Source organism: Micromonospora sp. NPDC023633, assembly GCF_040640035.1.
GTDB lineage: Bacteria > Actinomycetota > Actinomycetes > Mycobacteriales > Micromonosporaceae > Micromonospora.
This window is the reverse complement of sequence record NZ_JBFABB010000157.1, coordinates 1-13,209: the sequence shown is the minus strand read 5'-3', so window position 1 is coordinate 13,209 and position 13,209 is coordinate 1. Positions and strand designations below refer to the sequence as shown.

Sequence of the window (13,209 nt, the reverse complement as noted above, 5' to 3'; positions counted from 1 at the left end):
TGCGCGCCGACCACGTCGTGGTGGAGCCGGGCCGCGGCGCGGTGGTCGAGGCGGTCGCGGCGCCCGGCGCGACCGGCGGCGCGGTCTCCGTGGTCACCGACCTGGGCCGGCGGTACGTCCTCGCCGGCGGCGAGGTGCTCGGCACGCTCGGCTACCGCGACGTGCGACCGTTGCGGCTGCCGGCCAGCCTGGTCGCCCTGGTCCCCGCCGGCGCCACGCTCGACCCGGCCGCCGCGCGGGTCGTCGCCGCCCCCGCCTGAGCGGGCCGGCCCCGGCGCGGGTTCAGTCGGCGGGGCGGCGCAGCACGGTGACGGCGAAGTCGGCGTCGTCGCGCCACGGGCGCACGTCCCACGTGGCGAAGCGGTGCTCCAGCCGCAGGCCGGCGGCCACCGCGTCGGCGTCGAACCCGGTCAGCGGGTAGCCCCGGTCGGTGCCGAACCCGACCGCCAGCACGCCGTCGGGGCGCAGGTGGGCCGCGACCCGGCGCAGCACCTCCCGCTCGGTGCCGGGGGCGACGAAGGCCAGCACGTTGCCGGCCAGGACCGCCGCGTCGAAGGGCTCCGGCTCGCCGGCCGTCGCCAGGTCCAGCTCGGCCAGGTCGGCGACCAGCCAGCGCGGGCCGGGGTGGTCGGTGCTGGCGGCCTCGACCAGCGCCGGGTCGGCGTCCACCCCGACCACGGTGTGGCCCCGGGCGGCCAGCGCCGCGCCCACCCGGCCGGTGCCGCAGCCGGCGTCGAGGATCCGGGACCCGGGCGCGACCAACGCGTCCAGCAGCCGGGCCTCGCCGGCCAGGTCGGCGCCCTCGGCGGCCAGCCGGCGGAACCGGTCGATGTACCACTGCGAGTGCTCCGGACCGGTCTCGGTCTCCCAGCGGGTCGGGTTTCCCATGCCGCCACCGTAGCCGGGTCCCCGGTGCCCGCGCGGCGGCGGGGGCGGACGGCGGGCACGCCTGTCGGTGGCGCGGGCGGGTCTCCGCGGCCGGCGGGGCGGCGAACACCGCCGGCCGGCGAAGCCGTGTCTGCTCGGTCAGCTCGGCAGGACGTCGCCGCGCGCGGGTCCTGCCGAGGGGCCGCCGGACCGGGTCGACGGATCGACGACCCAGTGGTTGGTGCGAAAGAGGCGCCCGGCGAAGACCGTCTGCTCCTCGCCGACGAAGGTGAAGCCGCCCGATCGGCAGATGGCGTTCGACGCGGCGTTGGTCGTGGCCGGGAAGGCGTGGATCAGGCCCCATCGGCCGTCCGCCCGGGCCAGGTCGAGCACGGCGCGGACGGCTCTGCCTGCCAGGCCTCTGCCCTGGAACTCCGGGGCGACCATCCAGCCGATCTCGGAGACGCCCCCGTGGGAGTACAACGTCACCGTTCCGGCCGCCTCTGCGCCGCCGTCGGGGATGATCATCTTGATCCAGGCGCTACCGTCCCGCACGGTCTCGAGGTCACGCCGGAGCTGGGCGGGCATGCGTCCACGCGGCTGCGGGCCGCCCAGCTCCGCCATGACGACCGGATCGCAGCGCAGGCGTACGTAGACGTCGAGGTCGCCCGGCTCGACGTCGCGCAGCAGCACGCCGGCAGCGGGCGGGACAGCCGCGGGCGGGGCGTCGGGGAGCGCGTCGGGGGAGGGATCCACCCGGCGCATCCTCCGTCGGCGCCCACGGCGCGGCAACCCCGCCCGCCGCCTCAGCCCTTCTCCGCGCCGCTGGTGAGCCCCTCGGTGAGCAGGCGCTCGCTGGCGAAGAAGAGGATCACGATGGGCAGGGTGAGGATCACGGAGCCGGCCATCAGCACCGTCTTCGGCACCTCGACCCCGTCCGAGAGCTGCGCCAGCCCCAGCGACACCGTCCACCGGTGCGGCTTGTCGACCAGGAACAGCAGGGCGAACAGGAACTCGTTCCAGGCGATCATGAAGTCGTACAGGGCGACGGCCATGATGGACGGCGCCGCGAGGGGGAGGCTGATCCGGCGGATGATGCCGAGCCGCCCGGCCCCGTCGATCGCGGCCGACTCCTCCAGGCTGACCGGGATGGTCTCGAAGTAGTTGCGCAGCATGTAGACCGAGACCGGCAGGGTCTGCGAGATGTAGACCAGCACCAGGCCGAGCAGCGAGCCGCGCAGCCCGGCCCGAGTGAAGACCACGAAGAGCGGGATGGCGATGACGATCGACGGGAACAGGTAGACCGCCAGGAAGAGGAAGTCGACCTGCCGCCGGCCGAAGAACCGCAGCCGGGCGACCGCGTACGCGCCGGGGATCGCCACGGCCAGCGTCAGCAGCGTCGCCGCGACGGCGACCAGACCGCTGTTGCGCATGAAGGTGAGGAAGCCCTGGCCGCCGTCGTCGACGGCCCTGACCACCTCGGCGTACGTGTCGAAGGTCAGCTCGCCGAGGCCCACCACCAGCGAGCCGGGGTCGAGCAGCAGCCGCTCGATGGGGCGCACCGAGAGCACCAGCATGTAGTAGAAGGGGAAGACGGTGACCAGCAGGAACGCGGCGATCACCAGCCGGCGCAGCCAGCGCAGGCCCACCGTCTCGATCCGGTCCCGGTCCATCAGCCGTCCCTCCGTCCGCCGAAGAAGCGCAGGTAAACCACCACGAACACGATGAGCACCACGGCGAGCACGACCGCCTGCGCCGCCGCCGCGCCGATGTCCGTACGCGCGGTCAGGAACTCGTAGACCCGGACGCTGACCACCTCGGTGCCAGCGGCCCCGCCGGTGAGCAGGTAGACGTCGTCGAACTTGTTGAACGTCATGATGAACCGCAGCACCCCCAGCAGGCCCATCACCGGCAGCAGCTGCGGCAGCAGGATGTGCCGGAACCGCTGGCTGGGCGTGGCCCCGTCGACCCGGGCCGCCTCCTCCAGCTCACCGGGGACCGCCTGGAGCCGGGCGAGCAGGAACAGGAAGGCGAAGGGGAAGTAGCGCCACGCCTCGAAGGCGACGACCGTGGCCAGGGCGGTCGACTCCTGGGACAGGAACGGCACCGGGGTGTCCCAGCCGAGGAACCGCCGGCCCCAGTCGTTGACGATGCCGAGCTGCGGGTCCAGCATCACCTGCCAGACGAAGGTGACCGCGACCACCGGCGCCACGTACGGCAGCAGCATCGACGCGCGCACCAGGGTGCGGCCCCGGAACGGCCGGCGGACGACCAGCGCCGCCACCAGGCCGAGCGCGATCGAGCCGGCGGTGCTGGCCACGGCGTAGACCAGCGTGGTCCAGAGGGTGTCGGCGAAGCCCGGGGTGTTCAGCACCCGCTCGACGTTGTCCATCGTGAACTCGCCGAACAGCCCGGTGCGCCGCAGCGTCGCCAGGCGTACCCGCTGGAAGGCCAGCACGACGGTCCAGACGATGGGGATGCCGATCACGGCGACCACGACGAGCAGCGTCGGGGCCACCAGCGCGAGCCCGGCGCGGGACTCGCGGCGGCGCAGGGTCAGTGGCCTGCGGCGGCGGGCCGGGGCCGGCCGCTCCCGGGCGGGGGAGCGGCCGGTGTCCGGTGGGGCGGTGGTCAATTGACGCCCGCCTTGATCGCCTCCACGTCCTTCTTCGCCCGTCCGGCGGCCGCGGCGGCGTCGGTCTTGCCGGCGACCACGTCGTTCAGGGCCTTGGGCACCGGCAGCTCACCGAGGATCGCGCCGACGAGCTTGCCCTGGCCCTGGGTGAGGCCCCAGCGCTGGAAGGTGTCGGGGCTGCCGCGCAGGCCCGCGAGCACCTCGTCGCCGTAGACCTCGGCGAGCGGCTTCTTGGTGTCGACCCCGGCCTGGCTGGCGTTCCAGGCGGTGAGGAACTTCTCCGGCTCCTGCGCGGTGCCCTTGCGGACGGGGAAGCGCCCCTCGGGGGACATGCCGAACCAGCGCGGGTAGCCGTCGCCGAGCATGTGCTCCACGAAGGACCGCGCCGGGTCGGCGGCGGCGCCGTCGAGCACGGCCCAGGAGCTGATCTCGCCGTACTGGGCGGGTTCGGCGCCGTTCGGGCCCTTGATCGCGGTGACGAAGCCGCTGTTCTTCGCGAGGAACGTCGGGTCTGCCTGGCACTGCGGGCAGGTCGGCTTGGCGTCGTTACGCAGGCCGGCCAGCTCGTCGAGGATGAACGGCGACCAGACCAGCATGGCCGCCTTGCCGGCGAAGTAGGTGGCCCGGGTGGTGTCGACGTCCTGCGCGCCCTTGACCGAGCTGGTGCGCATCAGGTCGCCGTAGAACCGGAACGCCTCGACGCACTCGGGGGAGTCCAGCTTCACGGCCCCGGAGTCGTCGGTGAGCTGGCAGTTGTTGGCCAGCGCCAGGTGCTCGAAGGTCTGCTGGGTGAAGACGTCGCCGGGGGCGGTGGCGGCCGTGATGCCCGCGACGCCGCCGGTGTTGAGCTTCGTCGCGGCGGCGGCGATCCTCTCGTACGTGTCGGGAGCGGGCAGCCCGGCGGCGGCGAAGAGGTCCTTGCGGTAGACGAGCAGCTGGCCCCAGCCGTCGCTGGGCACGGCGAGCTGCCGGCCGTCGTCCGCGGTGAGCTCCAGGGCCCGCGGCGAGAAGGTCTGCCGGCCGAGCTTCTCGACGACCTCCGCGTTCGCCGAGGGGTGCAGCAGGTCGTTGCCGGCGAGGGTGCGGACGCCGGCGAGCGACACCGAGCCGACCACGTCGGGCAGTTCGCCGGCGGCGGCGCTGGAGGCGATCAGGGAGGGGAACTGGTCCTCGTTGACGGTGACCAGGTCGACGGCGATGCCGGTGCTGGCGGTGAAGTCCGCGATGATCGCCTTGGTGGCGGTGACCCGGTCGGCCACGTCCTCCAGGCTCCACACGGTGATCTTCCTGCTGTTGCTGTCGGATTCTCCGTCGCCGCAGGCCAGCAGGCTGGCCCCGGTGACTGCCATGATCAGTGTCGCGGCGAGTATCCGCATCGGAGGTGCTGACATCGATGGCACTCCTCTCGAAGGGTATAGAAGGGATTCAACGCGTTGGATTGATCAATTACAAGACATATGCCGATTTTTTGCCTACACTGGAGCCCAGTGCTACCGGGATGTGACTCATGGTCAACTGGGTTGTCTCACTAGCCGGGCCCCGACGCATCAGCCTCGAGCCCTGCCCCCCGGACCCGCTCGGCCCCGGCCAGGTCCGGATCCGCACCTGCTACTCCGGCATCTCGGCCGGCACGGAGCTCACCCTCTACCGGGGCAGCAATCCCCGGCTGAGCAAGGACTGGGACGACGTCAGCCGGATGTTCGTGCCCCGGCAGACCTCCGTGCCGTACCCGCTGGTGGGCTTCGGCTACGAGGAGGTCGGCGAGATCGTCGAGGTCGCGCCCGACGTGGCCGACCGGCGGGCCGGGCAGGTCGTCTGGGGCATCTGGGGGCACCGCGCCGAGGCCGTCGTGCCCGCCGACGCGGTGCATCCGCTGCCCGCCGGGCTGGATCCCATCGCGGCGGTCTTCGCCCGGCCCGGGGCGATCGCCCTCACCGCGGTGCTCGCCGGCGACCTGCACCTGGGCGACTGGGTCGCGGTCTTCGGGCAGGGCGTCATCGGGCTGCTCGCCACCCGGCTCGCCTACCTCTCCGGCGCGCGGGTGGTCGCCGTCGACCGGGTGCCCGCCCGGCTGGCGCACGCCGGCCGACTCGGCGCCCGGATCGTCGTCGACGCGGGCGCCGAGTCGGCCGCGGCCGTGCTGCGCCGGGCCACCGGCGGCCGGGGCGCGGACGTCTGCCTGGAACTGTCCGGGGCCTACCCGGCGCTGCACGAGGCGATCCGCTCCACCGCCCACGCCGGCCGCGTCGTGGCCGCCGGCTTCTACCAGGGACAGGCCGACGGGCTCGGCCTGGGTGAGGAGTTCCACCACAACCGGATCCAGCTGGTGGCGGCCCAGGTCTCCGGGCCCACCCCGGCGCCCGGCATGGCCGGCCGGTGGACCGGGGCCCGTGTCGCACACACCTTCATGGACCTGGTGGCCGAGGGCAGCGTCGACCCGCTGCCGCTGGTGAGCCACGTCGTCGACGCGAGCGCGGTGGCCGACGCGCTGGCGCTGCTCGACCGCGGTGACGCAGACGTCCTCCAAGTGGTGCTGAGGTTCTGATGACGATTCCCCTGGCCTGTCAGGAGCAGCTCCTGCCGGGCACCGACCTGATCCAGAAGTACGCGCTCGCCACCGCGCTCGGCTACGACGCGATCGAGCTGCGCGGCTCCGGCGACCTCGGCCTCGCCCGCCGGCTGCCCGAGCTGCGCCGGGCCCGCGCGGCCGGGGTGGTCATGCCCACCGTCTGCGTGGAGATGGACCACTTCATCGGCGACTTCGACCCCGGGCGGTCCCGCGACGCGGTGCGCAACCTGCGCTCGCAGCTTTCGGTGATCGCCGAGCTGGGCGGCGTCGGGGCGATGACCCCGGCGGCCTGGGGGATGTTCTCCCGGCGGCTGCCGCCGTTCGAGCCGCCCCGCTCGTCCGCCGGCGACCGGCAGGTGCTCGTCGACGCCCTCGGCGAGCTGGGCGAGCACGCCCGCGCCGAGGGGGTCGCCCTCTTCCTGGAACCGCTGAACCGGTACGAGGACCACATGGTCAACCGGCTCGACGACGCCGTCGCCCTCTGCGCGGCCGTCGGGCTGCCCTCGGTGCGGGTGGTGGCGGACACCTTCCACATGAACATCGAGGAGGACGACGTGCACCGGGCGCTGCGCGCCGCCGCGCCGTACCTCGGGCACGTGCAGGTCAGCGACTCCAACCGCTACCAGCCGGGCGCCGGCCACCTCGACTGGCCGGCGCTGGTCCGCACCCTGCTGGAGATCGACTACCGGGGCTGGCTGGCGCTGGAGTGCCGGCTGCGCGGCGACCCCGTCCGCGCCCTGCACCAGGCCGCCGCCGTGCTGCGCCACGCCCAGCCCCGGCAGGCGGCGGCATGAGCACCGGGACCGCCGGCGGCCCGCACACCGGCACCGCCGACGCCGGGGCCCGCGACGCCGGGGCCCTGCGCCGCCTCGCCGTCGCCACCCTCGACGCCAACTGGGAGCACGACCACACGGTGCCCTCGCGCACCCTCTATCCGCACCAGTGGAGCTGGGACTCGGCGTTCATCGCGATCGGCTGGTCCCACGTCCGCCCCGACCGCGCCTGGCGCGAGCTGACCAGCCTGTTCCGGGCCCAGTGGGTCGACGGCCGGGTGCCGCACATCGTGTTCAACCCGGCGCTGCGCGTCGGCTCGTACTTCCCCGGGCCGGAGTTCTGGAACTCGGCGCTCGCCGAGGGCGCCCCGGCCGCCGCCACGTCGGGACTGATCCAGCCGCCCGTGCACGCGCCCGCCGCCTGGCTGGCGTACCGGCGGTTCCCGTCCGAGGCCGCGCGGGCCGCGCTGCGCCGGCTCTATCCCCGGCTGGTGGCCCAGCAGCGCTACCTCGCCACCCGCCGGGACGTCGGCGGGGGCGGGCTGGCCAGCATCGTCCACCCCTGGGAGTCCGGGCTGGACAACAGCCCCGCCTGGGACGCGCCGATGGCGGCGGTGCCCGCCGACGCGGCCGTCATGCGCGCGTACCGCCGGCACGACACCGCGCACGCCGACGCCGCGCACCGCCCCACCGACCTCGACTACGCGCGCTACGTCGCGATCGTGGCGTCCTACCGCGAGCGCCGCTACCGCGACGACGACCTCGCCGCCCGGCACCCGTTCCTGGTGGAGTGCCCCCTGGTCAACGCCGCGATGGGTGCTGCGGAGCACGCCCTCGCCCGGATCGCGCCGCTCGTCGGCGCCGACCCCGGCCCGCACCGCGAGCGCGCCGCGCGGATCACCGCGGCCCTGGTGCGCCGGCTGTACGACCCGACGACCGGCACCTTCCACCCCCGGGACCTGCGCGCCGACCGCCTCGTGCCGGCCCGCACGGTGCTCGGCCTGGCCCCGCTGGTCCTGCCCGACCTGCCCGCCCGGCAGGTGTCGGCGCTGGTCGCCGAGGCGTGCTCGCCGCGCTTCGGGCTGGCCGCCCGGATGGACCGGCCGCTGCCCAGCCACGACCGCACCGCGCCGGACTTCGAGCCGCTGCGCTACTGGCGCGGGCCGAGCTGGATGAACGTCGACTGGCTGGTGCGCCGAGGGCTGCTGCGCCACGGTCGCCCCGACCTGGCGGCCGGCCTGCGCGACTCGATGATCGAGCTGGTGGCCCGCTCGGGCTGCCACGAGTACTTCCACCCGGACACCGGCGCCGGGCTCGGCTCGCCGGCCTTCGGCTGGACCGCCGCGCTGCTGCTCGACGTCCTCGCCGACGACCCGGCCGGCTGAGCCGGCCCGCGCCGCTCAGCCGGCCGGGACCAGCTCCCGCAGCAGCCGCTCCACCCGGGCCCGGATCTCGTCGCGGATCGGCCGGACGGCCTCGACGCCCTTGCCGGCCGGGTCTTCGAGCTGCCAGTCCTCGTAGCGCCGGCCGGGGAAGACGGGGCAGGCGTCACCGCAGCCCATCGTCACGATGACGTCGGAGGACTCGGCGGTGGCGTACTCCAGCAGGGTCGGGGTCTGTGCGCTGATGTCGATGCCGACCTCCCGCATCGCCTCGACGGCGGCCGGGTTGACGGTCCCGGCGGGCGCCGAGCCGGCGGAGCGCACCTCGACGGCGTCGCCGGCCAGGTGGCGCAGCCAGCCGGCGGCCATCTGCGAACGGCCGGCGTTGTGCACGCAGACGAAGAGGACGGTGGGCCTTGCGGTCATGGGGTGCTCCCTTTTCAGCGGGGGACGGCGGCGGTCGGCCGGCCCGGGGCCGGCGACGGGAAGAAGCGGCGGCGTGCCCAGAGCGAGACGTAGACCAGGGCGACCAGGACCGGCACCTCGATCAGCGGCCCGACCACGCCCGCCAGGGCCTGCCCGGACGTGACGCCGAAGGTGCCGATCGCCACGGCGATGGCGAGTTCGAAGTTGTTGCCGGCGGCGGTGAAGGCCAGCGTCGTGGTGCGCGCGTAGCCGAGGCCGACCGCACGGCCGAGGGCGTACGACCCGGCCCACATCACCGCGAAGTAGACCAGCAGCGGCAGGGCGATGCGGGCCACGTCCAGCGGTCGGTCGGTGATCGCCTCGCCCTGGAGGGCGAACAGGATGACGATGGTGAAGAGCAGCCCGTACAGCGCCGCGGGGCCGATCCTCGGCAGGAACCGGCGCTCGTACCAGTCGCGGCCCCGGGTCCGCTCGCCGAGGCGGCGGGTGAGGTAGCCGGCGAGCAGCGGGACGCCGAGGAAGATCAGCACGTTGCGGGCGATGTCCCAGCCCGAGACGGCCAGCTCGGCGCCCTCCAGGCCCAGCCAGCCCGGCAGGACCGCGAGGTAGAACCAGCCGAGCACGCCGAACGCGAGCACCTGGAAGACCGAGTTGAGCGCGACCAGCACCGCGGCGGCCTCGCGGTCGCCGCAGGCCAGGTCGTTCCAGATGATCACCATGGCGATGCAGCGGGCCAGCCCGACGATGATCAGGCCGGTGCGGTACTCCGGCTGGTCGGCCAGGAAGATCCAGGCCAGGGCGAACATCAGCGCGGGCCCGAGGACCCAGTTCAGCACCAGCGAGGAGACCAGCAGCCGCCGGTCGCCGGTGACGGCGTCGAGCCGGTCGTAGCGGACCTTGGCCAGCACCGGGTACATCATGATCAGCAGGCCGAGGGCGATGGGCAGCGAGACGCCGCCGATCCGCACGGCGTCCAGCGCGGTGTCCAGGCCGGGTACCAGCCTGCCGAGCAGGAGGCCGGCGGCCATCGCGAGGCCGATCCAGACCGGCAGGAACCGGTCGAGGCGGGACAGGCGTCCCACCACGGCCGTGGCCGCCGGATCGTCGTGGGTGGTGGTGCTCACGGGGCTCCCGTTCGGGTCGTCGGTTCGGGCGCGTCGCGCCCGCTGGGCGCGGCGGTGGGGGCGTGCGGGCGGCTCGCGGTCAGCGCGCCGCTTTCGTGGTGACGGCGGGGGCGAGCCGGTCGACCCGGGCCTCGAGTTCGGCGTACGCCGCCTCGAACGCCTCGTCGGTGTCGACGCGGACGGGATCGGGCACCGACCAGTGCAGGCGGGGCCGGGCCGCACCGCCGAAGCCCTCGTGCGCGTTGTCGCAGACGGCGACGACCAGGTCCCCGGTGCGGACGACGTCGTCGACGTGGGCGGTGCCGACCGGGTCGAGGCGCAGCCCGTGGCGGCGGGCCACCGCCACGGCGCGGGGGTGCACCCGGGAGGCGGGGCTGGTGCCCGCCGACGCGGCCGGGGCGTGCGTGCGCCGCGCCCAGAGGGCGGCCGCGAGCTGGGAGCGGGCCGAGTTGTGGGTGCAGACGAAGACCACCCGGCCCACCTCGGCCAGTGGCGGCGGGGCCAGCGTCGACAGGGCCGCCGGGCACAGCCGCAGGTAGGTGCGGCGCCGGTCGCCCTCGGAACGCGTGCGGGTGACCAGGCCGGCGTCGGTGAGCACCTTGACGTGGTGGGCCACCAGGTTGGTGGCCAGGTCGAGGGCGTGGGCGATTTCGCCGGGGGAGGAGTCGCCCAGCAGCAGCGCGTCCACGATCGCCAGGCGCGCCGGGTCGCCGAGGGCGGCGTGGATCCGGGCGCGCGCGGCCAGGGAAGCTTCAGCGTTCATTGAGTCAACCATCGCTGAGCTACCGGGCGATGTCAAGCGGGGGTGGCGCGGCGCACCCTCTGTGCGCGCGACGCCCGCCCCGGCGGGGAGGCCGTTTGCCGGCACCGGGGGCGGGTAAGCGCGGGCCCCGGTGACGACAGGAGCCTGCCGTGCGGTTTCCCCTATTCGTCGATGCGGTGTCCCGCCGCGCCGGACTGCCCACCGCCCGGGCCGCCACGATCGCCCGCGCCGTGCTGCAGACCATGGTGGAACGGATGAGCGGCGGCCCGGCCGGTCGTCTCCCCGACGAGCTGGACGGCTACCTCACGGGGTCCGGTCCCGGCGACGGTCCGGCGGCCGCGCTCGGGCCGGCGGACTTCGTGCGTCGGGTGGGGGAGCGGGCCGGGGTGGACGAGGCCACCGCCCGGGCGGGAACCGGCGCCGTCTTCGCCACCCTGCGGGAGGCGGTCACCGTCGACGAGTTCCGCGACATGGTGGCCCGGCTGCCCCGGGACTTCGACGGCATGACCGAACCGATCCCCCGGCCGGACGACGCCTGACCGGCCGTCCCCGCACCGCCCGGCCCCGCGCCGCGGCGTCACGCGGATCTTCGGGAGCGGACATCGAGCCTTATGCTGCTTCCATCGTGAATCTATAGGCAGATCATGAGGCCGTTCGTGCACCGTCACGGACGGCCCGATCGCGGCTGGCCCGCCGTGCACCGGAGGGCGCCGCACTCCACGGCGCCCCCGGTGCGCCGGGCCGGCCACCCGTCCCGCGCCGGCGGCACCGGAACGACCCTTCGACGAAAGGCACGCCGTGACCTGGTTCCTCTCCGCCGGCGGCTGGCACCCGGCGCCGGTCCAACTGTTCTGCCTGCCCTACGCGGGCGGGGGCGCGAGCGTCTTCCGGCGCTGGCAGGACGGGCTCGGCCCGGACGTCGAGGTGCTGCCGGTGCAGCTGCCCGGCCGCGAGAACCGGATCAGCGAGAATCCGGTGTTCCGGGCCGTCGACGTCGCGTACGCCATCGCCGGACGGATCCGCGGCCCGTACGCGATCTACGGCCACTCGATGGGCGGCCGGGTCGGTTTCGAGGTCGTCCGCGAGCTGCGCCGCGCCGGACGTCCACTGCCGCTGCGGCTCTACGTCGGCGGCGCCCGCGCCCCGCACGTCCACGCGCCAAGCCACTTCGACGGGCTGTCCCGGGTCGACGACGACGAGCTGCTGCGCCGCCTGGAGGCCGGCGGCGGGCTGCCGGCCGGGCTGCGGGACTACCCCGAGCTGGTCGAGCTGCTGCTGCCCCTGCTGCGCGCCGACCTCGGCCAGGTGGACGACTACCGCTACACCCCTGAGGAACCGCTGCCGATGCCGATCGTGGCGTTCAGCGGTCGCAGCGACCACACCGTCAGCCGGGAGCACAGCGACGGCTGGCGGGAGCACAGCGCCGCCGGCTTTACCCTGCACGAGATCGACGGTGGGCACTTCTTCCTCAACGAGCGGCTGCCCGAGCTGCTCGCCGTGATCCGGGCGGACCTCACCGCCGCCCGCACCGACGCCGCCGCCCGGCACCAGGGGTGAGCCGACCGCCACGGCCGCCGGCACGCCCGCCATCCCGCCGTTCCGCGGCCGCCCGCGGCGACGGCGGGCGACGACAGGAGTGAGAGCATGAGTGACCGGACCGCCACGCTGCCGGTGGTCGTCGAGCACGACGGCCGCGAGCTGACCGAGCTGATCGCCGCCCGCCGCGCGGAGCTGCGGGCGAGCCTGGTGGAGCACGGCGGGCTGTTGTTCCGCGGGTTCGACGTGGGCGGCGTCGAGGGCTTCGACCGGGCGGTGCGGGCGTTGTCCGGGGAACCGCTGGTCTACACCGAGCGTTCGTCGCCCCGGCACGCCATCGCGGGCCGGGTCTACACCTCGACCGACTACCCGCCCGACGAGGAGATCTTCCTGCACAACGAGAACTCGTACCAGGCCCGCTGGCCGCTGACGTTGTTCTTCTACTGCCTCACCCCGCCGCAGACGCAGGGCGCCACCCCGCTGGCGGACGTCCGCCGGGTGTACGCCGAGATCGATCCGGCGGTGCGGGAGGAGTTCGTCCGCCGCCGCTGGACGCTGGTGCGCAACTTCCACGGCGACTTCGGCACCCCGTGGCAGCACGTGTTCGGCACCGACGACCGTGCCGAGGTCGAGGCGTACGCGGCGGCGAACCGGATCGAGCTGGAGTGGCGGGGCGCCGACGGGCTGCGTACCCGCGCGGTGCGCGACGCCGTGCACCACCGCCCCGGCTCGGACACCCCGCGCTGGTTCAACCACGCCACGTTCTTCCACGTGAGCACATTGGCCAAGGACCTCCAGGAGGGACTGCTGGCCATGTTCGGCACCGAGGGGCTGCCGGCCAACACCTACTACGGCGACGGCGGCGAGATCCCCGCCGACGTCGTGGACCACCTGCGGGCCGCGTACCGGGCGGCCAGCGTCCGTTTCGACTACCGGCGCGACGACGTGCTGGTGGTGGACAACATGACCGCCGCGCACGGGCGGGAGCCGTTCACCGGCCCCCGCAAGATCGCCGTTGCGATGGCCGAGCCGCACACCCCCTGAGAGAGTGTTGTGATACCTGGACGTGACCTTCGCTGACTGTGTCAGCGAAGATCACTTCTGTGTCGCTGTGTCTGTAAACCGGTGTACGAG

At 74.3% G+C, this 13,209-nt stretch carries 15 protein-coding genes; 7 read left to right on the top strand and 8 right to left on the bottom strand.

Going from position 1 to position 13,209, the window contains the following annotated elements:
• A partial coding sequence (locus AB0G13_RS30825; RefSeq protein WP_357881961.1) for a type VII secretion protein EccB occupies positions 1-260 on the top strand: 260 nt, incomplete at its 5' end.
• A 22-nt stretch (positions 261-282) separates the two neighbouring features.
• Here the strand turns inward: AB0G13_RS30825 and AB0G13_RS30820 are convergent.
• The 5 genes from AB0G13_RS30820 to AB0G13_RS30800 all read right to left on the bottom strand — a co-directional run bounded on the left by AB0G13_RS30820 (position 283) and on the right by AB0G13_RS30800 (position 4,893).
• Positions 283-888, bottom strand: a complete 606-nt coding sequence (locus AB0G13_RS30820) for a class I SAM-dependent methyltransferase (protein WP_357881958.1) — start codon at positions 886-888, stop codon at positions 283-285.
• A 138-nt stretch (positions 889-1,026) separates the two neighbouring features.
• Complete coding sequence (locus AB0G13_RS30815; protein ID WP_357881955.1) at positions 1,027-1,623, bottom strand: GNAT family N-acetyltransferase; 597 nt, start codon at positions 1,621-1,623, stop codon at positions 1,027-1,029.
• Positions 1,624-1,673: 50 nt separating this feature from the next.
• Positions 1,674-2,540, bottom strand: coding sequence for a carbohydrate ABC transporter permease (locus AB0G13_RS30810; RefSeq protein WP_357881952.1), 867 nt, complete (start codon positions 2,538-2,540; stop codon positions 1,674-1,676).
• Positions 2,540-3,502, bottom strand: coding sequence for a sugar ABC transporter permease (locus AB0G13_RS30805; RefSeq protein ID WP_357881949.1), 963 nt, complete (start codon positions 3,500-3,502; stop codon positions 2,540-2,542). Before AB0G13_RS30805 ends, AB0G13_RS30810 begins: the two co-directional genes overlap by 1 nt.
• On the bottom strand, positions 3,499-4,893 hold the full coding sequence (locus tag AB0G13_RS30800; protein WP_357881946.1) for an extracellular solute-binding protein: 1,395 nt from the start codon (positions 4,891-4,893) through the stop codon (positions 3,499-3,501). Before AB0G13_RS30800 ends, AB0G13_RS30805 begins: the two co-directional genes overlap by 4 nt.
• Before the next feature lie 116 nt (positions 4,894-5,009).
• Between AB0G13_RS30800 and AB0G13_RS30795 the strand changes: the two genes are divergently transcribed.
• The 3 genes from AB0G13_RS30795 to AB0G13_RS30785 are packed head-to-tail and all read left to right on the top strand — an operon-like array spanning position 5,010 to position 8,229.
• Positions 5,010-6,047, top strand: a complete 1,038-nt coding sequence (locus AB0G13_RS30795) for a zinc-binding dehydrogenase (RefSeq protein WP_357881943.1) — start codon at positions 5,010-5,012, stop codon at positions 6,045-6,047.
• A complete protein-coding gene (locus AB0G13_RS30790; protein ID WP_357881940.1) occupies positions 6,047-6,865 on the top strand; it encodes a sugar phosphate isomerase/epimerase family protein in 819 nt (272 codons plus the stop codon). Before AB0G13_RS30795 ends, AB0G13_RS30790 begins: the two co-directional genes overlap by 1 nt.
• On the top strand, positions 6,862-8,229 hold the full coding sequence (locus AB0G13_RS30785; RefSeq protein ID WP_357881937.1) for a hypothetical protein: 1,368 nt from the start codon (positions 6,862-6,864) through the stop codon (positions 8,227-8,229). Before AB0G13_RS30790 ends, AB0G13_RS30785 begins: the two co-directional genes overlap by 4 nt.
• Before the next feature lie 15 nt (positions 8,230-8,244).
• Here AB0G13_RS30785 and AB0G13_RS30780 read toward each other — a convergent pair whose 3' ends face one another.
• From AB0G13_RS30780 to AB0G13_RS30770, 3 genes are all read right to left on the bottom strand, one after another.
• Positions 8,245-8,652, bottom strand: a complete 408-nt coding sequence (locus AB0G13_RS30780; RefSeq protein WP_357881934.1) for an arsenate reductase ArsC — start codon at positions 8,650-8,652, stop codon at positions 8,245-8,247.
• 14 nt (positions 8,653-8,666) lie between these two features.
• Entirely contained in the window at positions 8,667-9,776 is a 1,110-nt protein-coding gene (gene arsB, locus AB0G13_RS30775; protein ID WP_357881931.1) for an ACR3 family arsenite efflux transporter, read from the bottom strand.
• 79 nt (positions 9,777-9,855) lie between these two features.
• Complete coding sequence (locus AB0G13_RS30770; RefSeq protein WP_357881929.1) at positions 9,856-10,539, bottom strand: helix-turn-helix domain-containing protein; 684 nt, start codon at positions 10,537-10,539, stop codon at positions 9,856-9,858.
• A 149-nt stretch (positions 10,540-10,688) separates the two neighbouring features.
• On the opposite strand from AB0G13_RS30770, the gene AB0G13_RS30765 reads away from it, so the two are divergent.
• The 3 genes from AB0G13_RS30765 to AB0G13_RS30755 all read left to right on the top strand — a co-directional run bounded on the left by AB0G13_RS30765 (position 10,689) and on the right by AB0G13_RS30755 (position 13,119).
• A complete protein-coding gene (locus AB0G13_RS30765) occupies positions 10,689-11,078 on the top strand; it encodes a DUF2267 domain-containing protein (RefSeq protein WP_357881927.1) in 390 nt (129 codons plus the stop codon).
• Positions 11,079-11,337: 259 nt separating this feature from the next.
• Positions 11,338-12,096: an alpha/beta fold hydrolase gene (locus AB0G13_RS30760; protein WP_357881924.1), complete on the top strand. Its 759-nt coding sequence runs from the start codon at positions 11,338-11,340 to the stop codon at positions 12,094-12,096.
• 87 nt (positions 12,097-12,183) lie between these two features.
• On the top strand, positions 12,184-13,119 hold the full coding sequence (locus tag AB0G13_RS30755) for a TauD/TfdA family dioxygenase (RefSeq protein ID WP_357881920.1): 936 nt from the start codon (positions 12,184-12,186) through the stop codon (positions 13,117-13,119).
• Positions 13,120-13,209: the final 90 nt, after the last annotated feature.

Coding starts and splice junctions, on each gene's coding strand:
- AB0G13_RS30800 (WP_357881946.1), bottom strand. CDS start 4,893: ATGTCAGCACCTCCGATGCGGATACTCGCCGCGACACTGATCATGGCA.
- AB0G13_RS30755 (WP_357881920.1), top strand. CDS start 12,184: ATGAGTGACCGGACCGCCACGCTGCCGGTGGTCGTCGAGCACGACGGC.
- AB0G13_RS30795 (WP_357881943.1), top strand. CDS start 5,010: ATGGTCAACTGGGTTGTCTCACTAGCCGGGCCCCGACGCATCAGCCTC.
- AB0G13_RS30770 (WP_357881929.1), bottom strand. CDS start 10,539: ATGAACGCTGAAGCTTCCCTGGCCGCGCGCGCCCGGATCCACGCCGCC.
- AB0G13_RS30790 (WP_357881940.1), top strand. CDS start 6,047: ATGACGATTCCCCTGGCCTGTCAGGAGCAGCTCCTGCCGGGCACCGAC.
- AB0G13_RS30820 (WP_357881958.1), bottom strand. CDS start 888: ATGGGAAACCCGACCCGCTGGGAGACCGAGACCGGTCCGGAGCACTCG.
- AB0G13_RS30780 (WP_357881934.1), bottom strand. CDS start 8,652: ATGACCGCAAGGCCCACCGTCCTCTTCGTCTGCGTGCACAACGCCGGC.
- AB0G13_RS30810 (WP_357881952.1), bottom strand. CDS start 2,540: ATGGACCGGGACCGGATCGAGACGGTGGGCCTGCGCTGGCTGCGCCGG.
- AB0G13_RS30785 (WP_357881937.1), top strand. CDS start 6,862: ATGAGCACCGGGACCGCCGGCGGCCCGCACACCGGCACCGCCGACGCC.